The sequence below is a fragment of the Pseudomonas sp. FSL R10-2189 genome, assembly GCF_009600325.1.
GTDB classification, from domain to species: domain Bacteria; phylum Pseudomonadota; class Gammaproteobacteria; order Pseudomonadales; family Pseudomonadaceae; genus Aquipseudomonas; species Aquipseudomonas helleri.
This window is the reverse complement of sequence record NZ_WIVZ01000049.1, coordinates 1-15,176: the sequence shown is the minus strand read 5'-3', so window position 1 is coordinate 15,176 and position 15,176 is coordinate 1. Positions and strand designations below refer to the sequence as shown.

Here is a 15,176-nt window from a genome sequence, read left to right as displayed (position 1 = left end):
TTTTTTAATCATCGAATCACTGCATCCACGGCGGAGGCGGCTCTTCGGCTTTGCTCGGTGGCGCATCATCTGCGGCTCGTACCGCTTGACGACGTTCTTCGTCCAGACGGGCCGCTTCGATCTCGCGGATTACACCGCCGACATCCGCCAGCTCTTCCGGCTCATCAAACTCGCCAGTCAACACGCTGGTGGGCTGCAGGGTGCCCGCTTCGTAAAGCGCCCACATTTCCTTGGCGTAGCGGGTCTTCTTCAACTCCGGCGCAAAGCGCCCGAAGTACAAAGCCATGTTGCCCACGTCACGCTCCAGCATGTTGAACGCGTGGTTGTTACCCGCTGCATCCACCGCTTGTGGCAAGTCGATAATCACCGGGCCGGTTGGCGTCAGCAACACGTTGAACTCAGACAAGTCACCGTGAACCAGCCCCGTGCAGAGCATCAGCACGATCTGTGAAATCAGGTACGCGTGGTATTCGCGCGCCTGATCCGGCTCCAGCACCACATCATTCAAGCGCGGTGCCGCGTCGCCGTATTCATCGGCCACCAGTTCCATCAGCAGCACGCCTTCGAGGAAGTCGAACGGCTTGGGCACCCGTACACCGGCGCCCGCCAGCCGGAACAGCGCGGCTACTTCGGCGTTCTGCCAGGCGTCTTCGGTTTCTTTACGACCGTACTTCGAGCCCTTGGCCATCGCTCGGGCCTGACGGCTGTTGCGAACCTTGCGACCCTCCTGATATTCAGCGGCCTGCCGGAAACTTCGTTTGTTAGCCTCCTTGTAAACCTTGGCGCATCGCAGCTCTTTGCCGCAGCGGACCACATAAACAGCTGCTTCTTTGCCACTCATGAGTGGGCGCAGCACCTCGTCGATCAGACCGTCCTCGATCAGGGGTTCTAAGCGTTTTGGAGTCTTCATCAGCTTTTATTGTGGGTCCTTTGTTACCAAACACGCGAATGTCACTCGTTATACGGCAATCCACTCACTACGGGGAGAGGGGGACCGTGCAAGAGTCGCTTGTAGGCACGCCATGTGCCAAAAATCCCGACGTTAGCCGCTCTGGATAATAGACGAGCGCCAACCATCGGGCATCGACTAATCCCGTTGATTAAGCGCGCACCCTACTAGAGCCGAGCAAAATGTATGCAGGGCGTTTCCGAAAATAGCCCGATCACTGTCGGAATAACTCGCCGGGCGTGAAGCCAAACATTTTTTTAAAGGCGGCAATAAAGGCCGACGTGGATTCATAACCACACGACAACGCCGCCAGGGTCACGCTGCCGCCCTCCTCCAGCACCCGCAGGGACGACAGCAAGCGCATGCGCTGGCGCCAACTGCGAAAACTCATGCCGGTTTCCCGGTCAAACAACCGCATCAGGGTTTTTTCCGACGTGCCCAAGCGCTCGGCCCACAGGCTGAGGGTCACTTCAGCCTCCGGGTTTTCGATCAGCTCATTGCACAGCGCCAACAACCGCGCATGACGCGGCAGTGGCAGCGAAAAACCCACCTGGTTCAGGCCCGCCAGTTGATCAAGCAACACCTGCACCAAACGTTCTTCAGGGCTGCCGCCTTGTGGATACTCCACCGGCAAGGCGCAAAAACGTTTGATCAGCTCACGCGCCAGCGGTGTCACCTCCAATACCCGGCAATGTTCGGGTGCCCACAGGCAATCCTCACGGCGCACGTACAGGCTGCGCATCTCGGCGCGCATCGAGGTCACCACCTCATGCTCCAGCCCGGCCGGGATCCAGATGCCCCACTGCGGCGGCGCATAAAAACTGCCTTCGTCGGTGTGCACACCCAGCACGCCACTGATGGCATACGAAAACTGCACCCAATCATGTCGATGGCGCGGCGTCCACGAGCCCGCCCCCAAACTCTCGGCGCGCGCGTACAGCGGCCGAGGCAAGGTTTTAAGCGCAGGAATGGCGCGTTCGGCACCACGTTGTCCGTTTGGCGGCATTGGTTGACCTTATGTCGCAAGACGTCAGATAAACCCGACGTTAGGCTAAGTCATCAATTCTTACAATGCTCTGGTGCCCACGATGCCTGTGTTCAAACACCTCAAACGCTTGTTCACAGACTGGTTTCTGTGCGGCATGTTACTGGCGACTTTACTCGCCTACGTCTTCCCGACGTTCGGCAGCACTGGCGGCGGCATGCACGCGGAAGTGGTGATCAACATCGGCGTGTTCCTGGTGTTCTTCCTGCACGGGGTCAACCTGTCCAGCGAACAAATCCGCCACGGCCTGAAAAACATCCGCCTGCACTTCATGGTTCAGGGCTTCACCTTTATCGTCTTCCCGCTGATCTGGGTGGTCGCCAACACACTGCTGGGCGCACACATTCCGCCGCTACTGATGCTGGGGTTCTTCTACCTGTGCGCCCTGCCTTCGACCATTTCCTCGTCAGTGGCCCTCACCGGCAGCGCGGGCGGCAACGTGCCTGCGGCGATTCTCAACGCCAGCCTGTCGAGCGTACTGGGGATATTTCTCACGCCATTGCTGGTGAGCTTTGTGGTCGGCAGCGGCTCGGGAGGTATCGATCTGGGCTCAACCCTGCTCGATCTGTGCGCCATGCTGTTGCTGCCGTTGGTGCTTGGGCAACTGGTGCGCCCGCTGTTCGGACGCTTTTTCGCCCGTCACAAGCGCTACACCAATATCTGCGACAAAGTGGTGATCTTGCTGCTGGTGTACGCAGCGTTCTGCAACTCGATGGTCTCGGGCATGTGGCAACAGCAAGGCACCTCGGTGATCTTCAGCGCCCTGGTTGGCAGCGCGATCTTGCTCGCCATCATCCTGTGGCTGACCACCCGCACTGCGCGCGCCTTGAAATTCAGCACCGCCGATGAAATCGCCGCGGTGTTCTGCGCCAGCAAAAAATCACTGGCGGCGGGCGCCCCGATGGCTGCGCTGATCTTCGGCGCCAACCCCGGCCTTGGCCTGATTTTGCTGCCGATCATGATCTACCACCCGCTGCAACTGATCGTCTGCTCGGTAATGGCTGAAAGCTACGCCAGCCGCAATCAGCGAGAAAAGGCCGAACAAAACGCCACGGCGATGGCCGCCAGCTAAGCATCAACTTCTTGTGGGAGCGGGCTTGCTCGCGATGCAGACAACGCGGTCTTTGAATTAACCCGTGTCGATACAATCGCGAGCAAGCCCGCTCCCACACACATCAGTCCCCCTCAAGAATCGCTGTCACACCCTGCCCACCGGCGGCGCAGATCGAGATCAACCCTCGGCCCTGCCCGGCCGTAGCCAGCAACTTGGACAGGTTGGTGACGATGCGCCCACCCGTCGCGGCAAACGGATGCCCTACGGCCAGCGAACTGCCTTTGACGTTCAGCTTGCTGCGGTCAATGGACCCCAGCGGCGCCTCCAGCCCCAGCCTTGTCCGGCAGTATTCGGCGTCTTCCCACGCCTTCAAGGTGCACAGCACCTGGGCGGCAAACGCTTCATGAATCTCGTAGTAATCAAAGTCCTGCAAGGTCAGGCCATTGCGCGCCAGCAGTCGTGGGACCGCATACACCGGCGCCATCAGTAAACCTTCGGCCCCATGTACGAAATCCACCGCAGCCGTTTCGCCATCGCGCAGGTAAGCCAACACCGGCAACCCCCGCGCCTTGGCCCACTCTTCACTCGCCAGCAACACCACCGAGGCGCCATCAGTCAGTGGCGTCGAGTTACCCGCCGTCAAAGTACCTTTGGCGCTGCGCTCGAACACCGGTTTTAGCGCGGCCAGCTTCTCCAGAGTCAGCTCGGGGCGCAGGTTATTGTCGCGGCGCAGCCCCTGAAACGGGGTGAGCAAATCGTCTTCCCAGCCCTCGTGATACGCCGCCGACAACGCCTGATGGCTGTGCAAGGCCAAGGCATCCTGCTCGTCCCGGGGGATATGCCAGGTTTGCGCCATCAACTCGCAGTGCTGGCCCATGGACAAGCCGGTGCGCGGCTCGCCATTGCGCGGGAAGGCCGGTTTCAAAAAGCTCGGGCGCAATTGCAGCAAGGCTTTGACCTTGTCCAGCGGCGCCTTGGTGCGGTTGAGCTGCAACAGCCATTTGCGCAGGCCGTCATTCAGGCCAATCGGCACGTCCGAGGCGCTGTCGACACCCCCGGCAATCGCACAGTCAATCTGCCCAAGGGCAATTTTATTGGCCACCAGCAACGCCGCTTCCAGGCCGGTGCCGCAGGCTTGTTGCAGGTCATAGGCGGGGGTTTGTGGCGACAGGCGTGAGCCCAGCACGCACTCGCGGGTCAGGCTGAAGTCCCTGGAATCCTTGAGCACCGCCCCGGCCACCACTTCGCCCATGCGCAACCCGTGCAGGTTGTAGCGCTCAATCAGCCCCTCCAGCGCAGCGGTCAACATCGTCTGATTGCTGGCCGTCGCGTACGCTCCGTTAGCGCGGGCAAATGGAATTCGATTACCGCCAATAATGGCTACTCGACGCAAATTCATAAGATGTTCCCTATTCTTTCAAAGCCATTGATCGTTACAAGCGTAGGTCTTATCGCTGATAACGAACGACCATGACGTGTTTGTGGTCAACCCTTTGAACCCCATCTGTCGGAGAGTGTTCCATGTCAGACCGTTATATCGACTTTGCCAACTCATCCATCGGCCACCGCGTGGTCGGTGCATTGGGTCTGCCGTCACCGGTACGACTGGAACGCTGGCAAGCGGGCCGCCTGCGCCCGGTTGAAGGCGCATTGTTATTGGGGGGCGGCGCAATGGCCGCGACGGTCGGGGCTTTTGCGCAAAAACTCACCGATGCTGTATTTGCCTACGGCCCCGGCGAATGGTCGGCCAACCCGTGGATACCCGGCCAGGGGCCCAAGCTCAAGGCCGTGGTGTTCGATGCCAGCGAACTGCTGCACACCGACCAGCTCAAACAATTGCGAGAGTTCTTCCAGCCACTGTTGCGCAGCCTGGCGCCCAGCGCGCATATCGTGATCCTTGGCCGTACCCCCGAAACCCAACGCGATCCGTTTGCCGCCAGCGCCCAACGCGCCCTTGAAGGCTTTGCCCGCTCATTGGCCAAAGAGCTGCGCAACGGCGGCACCTTGCAACTGCTGTATGTCGGCGAAGGGGCTGAAGACCAACTAGAAGGCGCGTTGCGCTTTTTCCTCTCACCCAAAAGTGCCTTTGTCAGCGGCCAGGTGTTGCGCCTGAGCCCATGCGCCACGCAGGTGCCGGACTGGACGCGGCCACTGGCCGGGCGTAAAGCCTTGGTCACCGGCGCGGCGCGGGGCATTGGCGCGTCGATTGCCGAAACCCTGGCCCGCGACGGCGCCGAGGTGGTGTTGCTCGACGTGCCTTCAGCCAAAACCGATCTCGATGCACTGGCCGCCCGCCTGGGCGGGCGCAGCGTGGCCCTGGACATTTGCGCCGCAGACGCCCCCGCGCAGTTGGTCGAACACCTGCCGGACGGCATCGACATCGTGGTGCACAACGCCGGCATCACCCGCGACAAAACCTTGGCCAACATGACGCCCGAATATTGGGATGCGGTGCTCGCGGTCAACCTCAACGCGCCGCAAGTGCTGACCAAAGCCCTGCTGGACAGCGGCACCTTGCGCGATAACGGCCGGGTGATTCTGCTTGCGTCCATCAGCGGTATCGCCGGTAACCGCGGGCAAACCAACTACGCCGCCAGCAAGGCCGGGCTGATTGGCCTGGCCCAGGCTTGGGCGCCGCTGCTGGGCGAGCGCGGTATCAGCATCAACGCCGTTGCGCCGGGCTTTATCGAAACCCAAATGACCGCGCATATTCCGTTTGCCCTGCGCGAAGCCGGGCGGCGCATGAGTTCACTGGGCCAGGGCGGTCTGCCACAAGACGTCGCCGAAGCCGTGGCCTGGCTCAGCCAGCCGGGCTCGGGCGCCGTCAGCGGGCAAGCGTTGCGGGTCTGCGGGCAAAGCGCCTTGGGGGCCTGAATCATGACCGTGCATTGGCTCGATCTCAGTGCCCCGCCGCACTTGCCCGCGCTGTATGCGCAAGCGGCGGCCAAACGCAAAATCACCGGTAGCACCCTGCCGGAGCAAGGCTTGCGCTGCTGGGTCGACATCGATAACCAGGCGCTGGCGGCCTTTCGTGACGTCTGCGCGATTGCACCCAGCCCGTTATTGCCGCCGACCTACCCGCATGTGTTGGCGTTCGGCCTGCAAATGCAGTTACTGACCGACAAAAACTTCCCCTTCCCGCTGCTGGGGCTGATACACCTGACCAACCGGATCCGGGTCTTGCGGCCCATGGGCGGTGTGACCCGGCTGCGCATCGGCGTGTTTGTGCACAACCTGCAAAAACACCCCAAGGGCGCCACCTTTGACGTCGTGACACAAGTCGACGATCAACTCGGGCCACTCTGGGAAGCTGAAAGCACACTGCTGTGCAAAGGCGTCGACTTGCCCGGCGAAGTGCCAGCAACCCCGACCTTCAGCCCCATCGCCTTGACCGAACTGACCCGCTGGTATGCGCCGTCGAATATCGGTCGCCGCTATGCCAGGGTCTCGGGCGACTACAACCCCATCCACCTCAGCGCCGCCAGCGCCAAACTGTTCGGCCTGCCCAGCGCCATCGCCCATGGCCTGTGGCTCAAGGCACGTGCGCTGGCAGCCCTAAACGCGCACCTGCCAGCGGCCAATGTCGAGATCAGCGTGGCGTTCAAAAAGCCGGTGCGATTGCCCAGCGAAGTCATTTTGCTGAGCAGCGATGCGGGCTCAAGCGGCGACTTCCAGCTCAACGGGCACGGGGATCTGCTGCATTTGATTGGCCAGTGGCGCCCCATCAGCTGAACATCAACCTGTAGAAGCTGGCGCCTCGCGATCTTTTGAGGGTTTAAAAGATCGCGAGGCAAGCTCGCTCCTACACGGGGTTTGCGCTTTTTGCTCATGCCTTTCACTTGCACCAATCTGCATTCAGTCGCAAGCTTTGCTCCTTCTGGAGAACCCACCCGCGATGAACCTCGAAGAACTCACTCAGCGCATGCACCGCATCCGCGATAACAACGACTGGAAGCAATTTCACAGCCCGAAAAACCTGGCCATGGCGGCCAGTGTCGAAATGTCCGAACTGGTGGAAATTTTCCAGTGGCTCAGCGAAGACCAATCACGCCAATTATCCGCCGAAAAACTGGCCCACGCCGGGCAGGAAGTCGGGGACATCGTGCTGTACCTGTTGCTGTTATGCAGTGAGTTGGGGCTGGACATGGATCAAGTGGTGCGCAGCAAACTGGCCGACAATGAAAGGCGTTTCAGCAAATGAGTGACCGTCATTTCGATCAACTGGCCACCCGGTTTGCTGAAAAAATCTACGGCGGGGCCAAGGGCGCGATTCGTCTGGCAGTGCTGCAGGCCGACCTTGAAGAGGCGCTGCCTCAGCGTCCGTTGCGGGTACTGGATATCGGCGCCGGTCTGGGCCACATGTCGCTGTGGCTGGCTGAGCGCGGGCATGACGTGACGCTCGCCGAACCGGCCGCACCGATGCTCGAAGGCGCACGCGAGCGCTTTGCTGCTGCAGGCCAGACCGGCACCTTTATTCAGGCGCCGTGGCAAGAGCTGCTTGGGCAACTGACCGAGCCCTACGACCTGGTGATCTGCCATGCCGTGCTTGAATGGCTGGCCGAGCCCCACACAATCTTGCCGGTGTTGCACCAACTGACCGCCAAAGAAGGTTGGCTGTCGCTGGCGTTTTATAACCGCGACGCCCTGATTTACCGCAACTTGCTCAAAGGCCACTTCCGCAAAATGCGCAAGAACACCCTGGCCGGTGAAAAGCAAAGCCTTACCCCGCAAGAACCGCTCGACCCGCGAGAACTGGCCTGCGCCCTTGAAGGTCTGTGGCAGGTGCAAAGCCAAAGTGGCGTGCGGGTGTTTCACGACTACATGCCAGTGGAGTTTCAAGCCCGCGCCGACCTTGAAGCGCTGGTCGAAATGGAGCTGGCCCACCGTCGCCATCCTGCCTTCGCCGGGCTGGGACGTTATCTGCATTGGGTATGCCGCCCGGTTTAACACCCGCATGGGGAGATGATGATGTATCGCCGCGTTGCCTTGCTCGCTGTAAGTCTGGGATTGGCTGCGTGCCAGAGCCCCAACCCGTATACCGCCAGTTCGATGCCCATCCCGCCGGCCCCGCCGCAAGCGGCCAACACCCTGGACTTGAGCGCCTACCCGGCGCCGCCACGGGACTACGGCCGCTATCAAAGCTGGGCCTGGCGCAATAACCAACTGCCAGCAGGGTCGGCCTGGGCGGATTCCGCACAAATTGCCGAAGCGGTCAGTAATGCCCTCGATCAGCGCGGATTGCGCCCTGCACAACCTGGCCACCCCGCTGATTTGTGGGTGAGTGCAGATTTACACACAGAAAAACGCTTGCGCCAGGTTCAGGACGACTATGGTTATGGCGGCATGTACGGCGACCGTTACGGTCGCTATGGCAACCAGTACGGCATGTACAACAGCGTACCGGTTGTACGCACCTATGAAGTCGAAGTGATGGTTGTACGGCTCAATCTGTATGACGGAAAAACAGGTCAGCCGGTCTGGAGTTCAAGTGCAGAAACCAGTAGTAAAGGCAGCCTGAGCGAACGCAGTGACGCCCTGCGCGAATCACTGAACAAGGCAGTGCAGGCTTATCCTCCCCATTAAAACTGTTTGTTTAAGCGGAGACTCACCATGTTAGGACGCATTGCTTTACTGGGACTGGCCCTGCTGCTTAGCGCGTGCAACAGCCTGCAGGTCACCCATGACTACAACCCGGCGGTCAATTTTGCGCAGTTCAAGACGTGGGCCTGGAAAGACCCGGCCGTGCAATTTTTACCCGATACCCCGATGGTTAAAAACGGCCTGACAGCACAACGCGTGGTCATGGCCCTGAGCAGCCAGCTGGATCAGCGCGGTCTGACCCAGGCAGCGCCCGGCGCCAAACCCGACCTGTGGGTACAAACCTACATGGTCGTGGCCAATCGCCAGGAACAGGTCACCAACTACAGCTATGACGGCGGCCCTTGGGGTGGACCTTGGGCAGGGCCATGGGGTGGTTATTGGGGCGGCAACTATTGGGGCGCACCGGCATACGCCGAAACCCGCAATATCGTCTACCAAGTGGGCACCTTGCAGGTGGACCTGATTGACGCCAAAGACGGCAAACTGGTCTGGCGTGGCAACGCCGAAAAAGTCGTCGACGAAGATGCCACGCCTGCAGAGCGTAGCGCGGCGATTTCCAAGGCAGTCACTGAAATCATGAGTAATTACCCACCCAAGCCAGGGCGTTAATTAAATCAAGCCAACTCACTAACAAAGTATATAACTGCGAAGTATTAATACTTTAGTAAGTGAGTTGGCCCTACTCTTCTCCCTTTACAACCTTTCATCCAACAGTTCTCATTAGTTGCACTCTTGGAGCTTATAAAGTGTGCAACTGGCCAGCATCCTGATCACTTCTTGACTACACTCGCTAAAACTTTAGAGCGAAGCACTGGACAGTGTTCCAGTATCAGGAGTGCTCAATGTCTCCCCCCTTCCGTCGTGCGTATTTCAACGGCCCCCGCCAACAACACGGGGCGATTGGTTTAATGGCGGCACTGACGCTGGGGATGGTGCTGATCTTTATGTTGCTGGTGGTCGACGGCGGCCGCCTCTACCTTGAACAACGCAAGCTGCAACGGGTTGCGGACATGGCGGTGCTTGAGGCCGTTAGCCGGGGCGGAAGTTGTGCTGCCACCCCGTCGACCGCCACGCTGTACGCCACCCAAAGCGCCGCCCGCAACAGCTTCGTCCCGGCTGGCACCCAGCAAACCCTGAACGCCACCTGCGGCACCCTGGTCACCGTCAACCAACTGCGCACCTTCCAGCTCGACCCCAGCAAAAGCGACGCTATCCGCGTAATTGCCACTAACACCATCCCTACCAGCATTGCCGGTGGGGTGTGGGATTTGGTGAGCAAGGGGACGTTGTCGACGACCACGAAGTTGACGGCGAGTGCGGTAGGGAGTAGGCCGGGACCAACGTTGGCACAAATCAGTATTCGCACCACCTTGGCCACGGTAAATACCTCGCAGTCTCCACTGCTCAATAATCTATTCTCAGGCTTGTTGGGTGGAAATGTTTCCATCTCGGCAGTTGGCTGGGATGGTTTAGCCAAAGCCAACATAAACTTGCTGCAATATTTGAATCAACTGGCAATTAACTTGGGTGTCAACGCAGGCGATTACACAACCTTGCTTAATACAAACGTTACTGTCACCCAGCTCATAAAAGCAGCAGCGTCCGTTGCCACGCTTAACGGCGCAACACTTGATGTTCAGACTGCGCTAGCCAACCTGCAAGTAGCCGCCATCAACAACCCCCCTTTAAAAGTTGGTGACCTTTTAAAACTACAAACAGGCACATCATCTGCGGGTTTGGATACAGACTTGAATTTGTTCTCTCTTATTCAGGCTGCCATTCAAATTGCCAATAAAAATAACGCAGTGGCTGTTAGCCTTCCCATCAACGTTCTTGGCCTTGCAAAAGTGACGACTACCGTCAAGGTGATTGAGCCACCCCAGTTCTCGGCTATAGGTAACCCGGCCACGGATAGAATTTATGTCCGTACCGCTCAAGTGAGATCACTGATCACTATCGAGCTCCCCATTCTCAATACTGTCAGTGCGCTTTTGAATTTAGTCACAGACCTGCTTTCAGGTATTACCGGCCTTCTTCAAGGACTGATCTGCGGGTTGGGACTGTGCGGAACCACATTCGACATTAAGATATTGCCTCCTCCATTGATTCTCAGCATCAACTTGGATAGCGGTGGAGCAGATGCTTTGGTGACCGGGTATACCTGCCCCTCCGGGACCTCTGGCAGCAAAAGTCTGACGGTCCAGGCCAATACCGTATTAGCCAACCTGAATATCGGAAGCATCGATGCCAGCAAAGCATTTTCTTCTTCAAATCCGGTAACTGTCACCCCTTTGCCCATCGTAAATATCATCAGTAAAAACTGCGGTCTCTTGGGGTGTGTCTACAAAGACTATGGGGGTGGCGGGATTGCACTCATGGCCACACTGCCAATTGCTAAAACGCCCAGCACCTTAATTTATTCGGCTGCCACAAACTCGGTTCCACCTAACCTTAAACAACCTCCGATGGCTAAATCTGCCAGCCCCACTACGAATATCGTAGATAGCCTAAGAAGTACTATCAGCAATGTACCGATCAAACTTTATGCCCCTGTAGACGGCACAGGCATTTTGAGCGCACTCGCGACGGGGTTAACGAATACTGTTAATGCAACGCTTCTGGCGATTGTAAACCTCGCATCCGGACTCATTACTGGAGTTTTAAGTCCTCTACTCGACCCACTACTCAATAACCTGCTGTCACTGTTGGGCGTTAACCTGATGGCCACCGAAGTCGACGCTAACCTCTCCTGCGGCCAGGGTGGCCCCGCCCAACTCGTGCTCTAACCTTCAACCACCGGCAATTCCACACAAAACCGGGCCCCGTGCCCGGTGTTGCTGACACTTAACCGGCCGCCCATGTTGTCGATAATCCCGTAGCTCACGGACAACCCCAGCCCTGTGCCCAGGCCGACTGGTTTGGTGGTGAAGAAGGGCTCGAAGATCCGTTCCAGCAGGCGCGGGTCGATGCCGCCCGCATTGTCTTCCACCGTCACACGCACGCTGCTGTCACTCGCGCCTGCGGTCAAGGCGATCCAGGGGGTGAAGTCCGGGTCGGTTTCGCGCTTGCTCATCAGTGCATCGCGGGCGTTGATCAACAGGTTGATCAGCACTTGTTCCAATTGGTCGACGTGGCCGCGCACCTGCAACGCATCGCTCAAGCACTCAGTACGCAACTCAATGCCTTTGCCGCGCAAGCCTTCGCACAACAAAGCCAAGGCGCCTTCCAGCGCTTGCGCCGGGTTGAAGGCTTGTTGCTCGACTTCTGAACGTCGGCCGAACACGCGCATGTGGTCAACCACCCGCGCCGCCCGCTGGATCTGGGCATCGATGCGGGTGAGTTTGTCTTGCAGGTAGTCGTGCTCCACATCGCCGTTGCTCACGCGCTTGAGCACGTTGGCGATGGCCATGCGCATGACGTTCAATGGCTGATTGATTTCGTGGGCAAGGCCCGTGGCCATTTCACCCAAGGTGGCCATTTTGGCGCTTTGGGTCATTTGCTGTTGCGAGCGACGCACGTCGGTATTGTCCCGGCCCACGGCCTGCACTTCGAGCAACTGGCCCTGGGCATCAAACACGCCCCGGTCCGACCACACCCACCAGGCGTACTCATGCCCCGGCAGTTGCAAGCTGATTTCGGCAGTGCTCACCGGGTGTTGCGGGGTTAACTGGGCAATGCGCTGCATAAACTCCGCGCGCTGCTCGGTCGACAACCAACTGCCCAGATTCACCCCCGGCAATGCCTGCGGGGTGCACTCCAGGTACGCCGCCAGCGGCTGGTTACCAAAGGTCAGGGTCAGGTCTGGCAGATAACGGCAAATCATCGCGGGCGAGTCTTCGACCAGCACCCGATAACGCTCTTCACTGCGCTTGACCCGTTCAGTGGTCTCGGTGGCTTCGGTCACATCCAGCCACAACCCCACCGCCTCGATCGGCAGCCCAAGGTCATCGCGCAATAATTTGGCCTCGTCCAGCAACCAGTGGTAGTTGCCCTTGCTATCGCGCAGGCGATACCGACGCCGGGCGCTGCCAAAGCGCAGCAGTTGGCGGGTACGGTCAAAGTAGTGCTCGCGATCGTCAGGGTGAATCCACTCGATCAGCCCGGCCCCCTGGCTCTCGGCCAACGTCCAACCGAGTAACGGTTGCAGGCTGGCGCTAAAAAAGGCGGGCACTAACGCTCCTTTCTCATAGCGCTGCACATAAATCACCGCCGGTGAACTGGCGATCAGGTTGTCCAGCCGCGCATGGGCGGCCGTCGCTTGCAGTTGCTGACGTTTGATTTCGCTGACATCCAGCATAAAACCGACGATACGCCGCTGGCTGCCCGTGCCGACCGCTTGCCCCTGAATCCGATACCACGGGGTCGGCCCCGCGTTCTGCGGCAGGTCCAGACGCGCAACCACCATCAGGTCTTTGCCATGTTCAATCAGCTCATCAAAACGAATACTGAGCTCATCGCGATCGGCCGGATGAAACAGCGCCAGCCAGGCTTTGCAGGTTAAGGGCGTGTGGGGGGCCGACAGGTTTTCGGCCAATTGCGGGGCCAACTGCACCTGCTCGGTGGCCGGCGACCACTCCCACCAGCCCGTGCCCAATAAACCTTCCAGCGCTTGCACACGCTCGCGGTGCTCAGCCTGTTGCTGCTCGCGCAAGCGCTCCAGCAAAGGCCCGGCCAACGCGGCGCACACGTGCGACCAATCACTCTCTCTCATCAGTGCAGGGCGCGTAGCAAACCCCAACAACAGCCAGGCGCACAGCCCGCGCTGATCGTGATAAGGCATGCACAAGCCATCGGTCGCGCCCAGCAGGTTGCGAAATTGAAACGGTTGCTCGTTGGCAGCGGCCTGGCCTGAATGACGCGAACCACTGAGGCTGTCCAGCGCACTGCCCAGGCTTTGCCCCTCCTCCCACAAGTGCGCTGCGCCGGGCGCCTGATAAACACTAAAGAGGCTCCAGTCCGGCTGCCCTTCATCACGCAGCGCCAGGGCGATGCACGGCACCTGCCATTGCTCGCCGATGCGTTGCAACGACTCCTGCGTCACCTCAGGCAAACGCGCCAGGCTGCATAAGCGCAATTGCCGGGCCAGGCTCAGGCTCAGTTGCATGCACAGCTCACGGTTGTGGGCCTGCTGCCCTTCGCGCCGCAGGTCGCTGATGTCCAGCAACTGCAACAACCAGCCCTCAGCGTGTGGCTGAACCCAACCGCGGGTGTACAGCACAGAACCATCAGCGCATTGGAAGTCCAGATCAAGGCTGTGCCCCAACCAATCGGCCGGGGCCCCTTCAAGGGCCTGGGTGCTGCCCGGCACCAAATAGTCGAGCAGCAAATGCCGGGCGTCTGCGCAGCTGACCGGCTGCACACCGAAACGCTGAGCGCCGTGCACCTCCAGCACCCGCCCCTGATGGTCGAGCAACAAGTGCAAGGCTGTGTCCTTGCCGGGTTGCGCGGTACGGTGTTCCGGCAAAGGGTCTTGAGCGCGGCCCGAGAAACGCCCAAACGGCTTGCCACCCAGGTTCAAAACTGCAGGCTCGACTGAGCCGACAAGGTGTCTGGCAGGCTCGGCACCGTGATGCCGCCCGGCAGTTTAAGCACCGGCAAGATGCTGTTGAGGGTGGCGGCCGGGAGGCTAACGGTCACGGTCAATACCCCCGCGCTGTACACCGCGGTTTTACTGATGTTGGTGGTCATCGCCGTGGGCATCCAGCCCAGTTGCTGGTCCAGCACGCCCTTGGCCACCGATTCGACCTTGGCCTTGTAATCTGCGGTCGCCAGCGTCGGGTCCACCGCCATGCTGCGGCGCACCGCCTCGGCCGTCGATTGGTTAAAAGACTGCATCAGCAGCAGCGGAAAGCTGTAGCTGAGCACGCCATACAGAACTGAGAAAAAGATCACAAAAACCAGGGCGAACTCAATCGCCGCCGCGCCTTTTTGTGAGTGGGGAAGGTCAACTTTCATGACTGCGTCTACCCTGACAATTCACCGTGATATCAGCATAGAATCATTCGAAGAAAAGGGACGGGAATACGTGATCCATTTAGCGGTTTTATTCATTTGGTTTGCCGCCTGCGCCGCCCAAGACCTTTACCAGCGCCACATCGCCAACAGCCTGACGTTTGGTGCCGCAGCCCTGGCGTTGGTGTACCTGCTCTGGACCGGCACCACCTGGCTGGGCGCCAGCGCGGCTGAAGGCGGCTGGGCCCTGTTGATTGCTTTGGTCCTGACCTTGCCCGGCTATGCCCTGAACAAACTGGGCGCTGGCGATGTAAAACTGTTGATGGCACTCGCACTGGCAACCGATCGTCCGATACTGCTGGGCACGTTTATTGGCGCAGGTCTTAGCGCAGGGCTGTGGTTTTGGCTCGCGCCAAAAGTGCTCCCTCTATTGAATCAACGTCTTACCCATCCCCCCGGCGAAAACATCAAAGGCGCGTCAAAAAAACTGCCCTTCGCCTAATGCCAGTCAGTTAAGCTGACTGGCATTTTTATTTTCGGGTCGGATATTTTGCTGGGCGCTGCTTCACTGCTCG

14 protein-coding genes are annotated in these 15,176 nt (G+C 59.4%); 9 read left to right on the top strand and 5 right to left on the bottom strand.

The genetic code is table 11. The features are described 5' to 3' along the window. Nucleotides 1-16 precede the first annotated feature (16 nt). Both GHO32_RS23855 and GHO32_RS23850 read right to left on the bottom strand, forming a co-directional pair. Nucleotides 17-910 (bottom strand): PA4780 family RIO1-like protein kinase, encoded by an 894-nt coding sequence (locus tag GHO32_RS23855; protein ID WP_048366470.1) that lies wholly within the window; start codon nucleotides 908-910, stop codon nucleotides 17-19. 253 nt (nucleotides 911-1,163) lie between these two features. After that, entirely contained in the window at nucleotides 1,164-1,955 is a 792-nt protein-coding gene (locus GHO32_RS23850) for a helix-turn-helix domain-containing protein (RefSeq protein WP_153336326.1), read from the bottom strand. A gap of 82 nt (nucleotides 1,956-2,037) precedes the next feature. Here GHO32_RS23850 and GHO32_RS23845 point away from each other — a divergent pair, with 82 nt between their 5' ends. After that, nucleotides 2,038-3,066, top strand: a complete 1,029-nt coding sequence (locus GHO32_RS23845; protein WP_153336325.1) for a bile acid:sodium symporter family protein — start codon at nucleotides 2,038-2,040, stop codon at nucleotides 3,064-3,066. 103 nt (nucleotides 3,067-3,169) lie between these two features. Here the strand turns inward: GHO32_RS23845 and GHO32_RS23840 are convergent, their stop codons facing one another. Next, nucleotides 3,170-4,447 (bottom strand): acetyl-CoA C-acetyltransferase, encoded by a 1,278-nt coding sequence (locus GHO32_RS23840; protein ID WP_153336324.1) that lies wholly within the window; start codon nucleotides 4,445-4,447, stop codon nucleotides 3,170-3,172. Nucleotides 4,448-4,569: 122 nt separating this feature from the next. On the opposite strand from GHO32_RS23840, the gene GHO32_RS23835 reads away from it, so the two are divergent. The 7 genes from GHO32_RS23835 (at nucleotide 4,570) to GHO32_RS23805 (ending at nucleotide 11,435) form a co-directional block, all read left to right on the top strand. Next, nucleotides 4,570-5,922, top strand: coding sequence for a 3-oxoacyl-ACP reductase (locus tag GHO32_RS23835; RefSeq protein WP_153338195.1), 1,353 nt, complete (start codon nucleotides 4,570-4,572; stop codon nucleotides 5,920-5,922). A 3-nt stretch (nucleotides 5,923-5,925) separates the two neighbouring features. Continuing rightward, nucleotides 5,926-6,780 carry a MaoC/PaaZ C-terminal domain-containing protein gene (locus GHO32_RS23830; protein WP_153336406.1) on the top strand — a complete coding sequence of 285 codons (855 nt, stop codon included), beginning with the start codon at nucleotides 5,926-5,928 and terminating at the stop codon, nucleotides 6,778-6,780. 163 nt (nucleotides 6,781-6,943) lie between these two features. After that, the gene (locus tag GHO32_RS23825) at nucleotides 6,944-7,249 is read left to right on the top strand and encodes a nucleotide pyrophosphohydrolase (protein ID WP_153336407.1); all 306 of its coding nucleotides are present in this window, start codon (nucleotides 6,944-6,946) and stop codon (nucleotides 7,247-7,249) included. Continuing rightward, complete coding sequence (locus GHO32_RS23820; RefSeq protein ID WP_153336408.1) at nucleotides 7,246-7,995, top strand: methyltransferase domain-containing protein; 750 nt, start codon at nucleotides 7,246-7,248, stop codon at nucleotides 7,993-7,995. Before GHO32_RS23825 ends, GHO32_RS23820 begins: the two co-directional genes overlap by 4 nt. 21 nt (nucleotides 7,996-8,016) lie before the next feature. Further along, nucleotides 8,017-8,631 (top strand): DUF4136 domain-containing protein, encoded by a 615-nt coding sequence (locus GHO32_RS23815; protein ID WP_048390317.1) that lies wholly within the window; start codon nucleotides 8,017-8,019, stop codon nucleotides 8,629-8,631. A 27-nt stretch (nucleotides 8,632-8,658) separates the two neighbouring features. Continuing rightward, complete coding sequence (locus GHO32_RS23810) at nucleotides 8,659-9,258, top strand: DUF4136 domain-containing protein (protein ID WP_123751245.1); 600 nt, start codon at nucleotides 8,659-8,661, stop codon at nucleotides 9,256-9,258. A gap of 233 nt (nucleotides 9,259-9,491) precedes the next feature. Continuing rightward, nucleotides 9,492-11,435 (top strand): pilus assembly protein TadG-related protein, encoded by a 1,944-nt coding sequence (locus GHO32_RS23805; protein ID WP_153336409.1) that lies wholly within the window; start codon nucleotides 9,492-9,494, stop codon nucleotides 11,433-11,435. On the opposite strand, the gene GHO32_RS23800 is transcribed toward GHO32_RS23805, so the two are convergent. Together GHO32_RS23800 and GHO32_RS23795 are read right to left on the bottom strand one after the other, a co-directional pair. Continuing rightward, the gene (locus tag GHO32_RS23800; protein WP_153336410.1) at nucleotides 11,432-14,167 is read right to left on the bottom strand and encodes a PAS domain-containing sensor histidine kinase; all 2,736 of its coding nucleotides are present in this window, start codon (nucleotides 14,165-14,167) and stop codon (nucleotides 11,432-11,434) included. The genes GHO32_RS23805 and GHO32_RS23800 overlap by 4 nt on opposite strands. Then, nucleotides 14,164-14,604, bottom strand: coding sequence for a TadE/TadG family type IV pilus assembly protein (locus GHO32_RS23795; RefSeq protein WP_153338194.1), 441 nt, complete (start codon nucleotides 14,602-14,604; stop codon nucleotides 14,164-14,166). The genes GHO32_RS23800 and GHO32_RS23795 overlap by 4 nt, the downstream gene beginning before the upstream one ends. A gap of 70 nt (nucleotides 14,605-14,674) precedes the next feature. Between GHO32_RS23795 and GHO32_RS23790 the strand changes: the two genes are divergently transcribed. Next, nucleotides 14,675-15,103: a prepilin peptidase gene (locus tag GHO32_RS23790; RefSeq protein ID WP_372239838.1), complete on the top strand. Its 429-nt coding sequence runs from the start codon at nucleotides 14,675-14,677 to the stop codon at nucleotides 15,101-15,103. Nucleotides 15,104-15,176 lie beyond the last annotated feature (73 nt).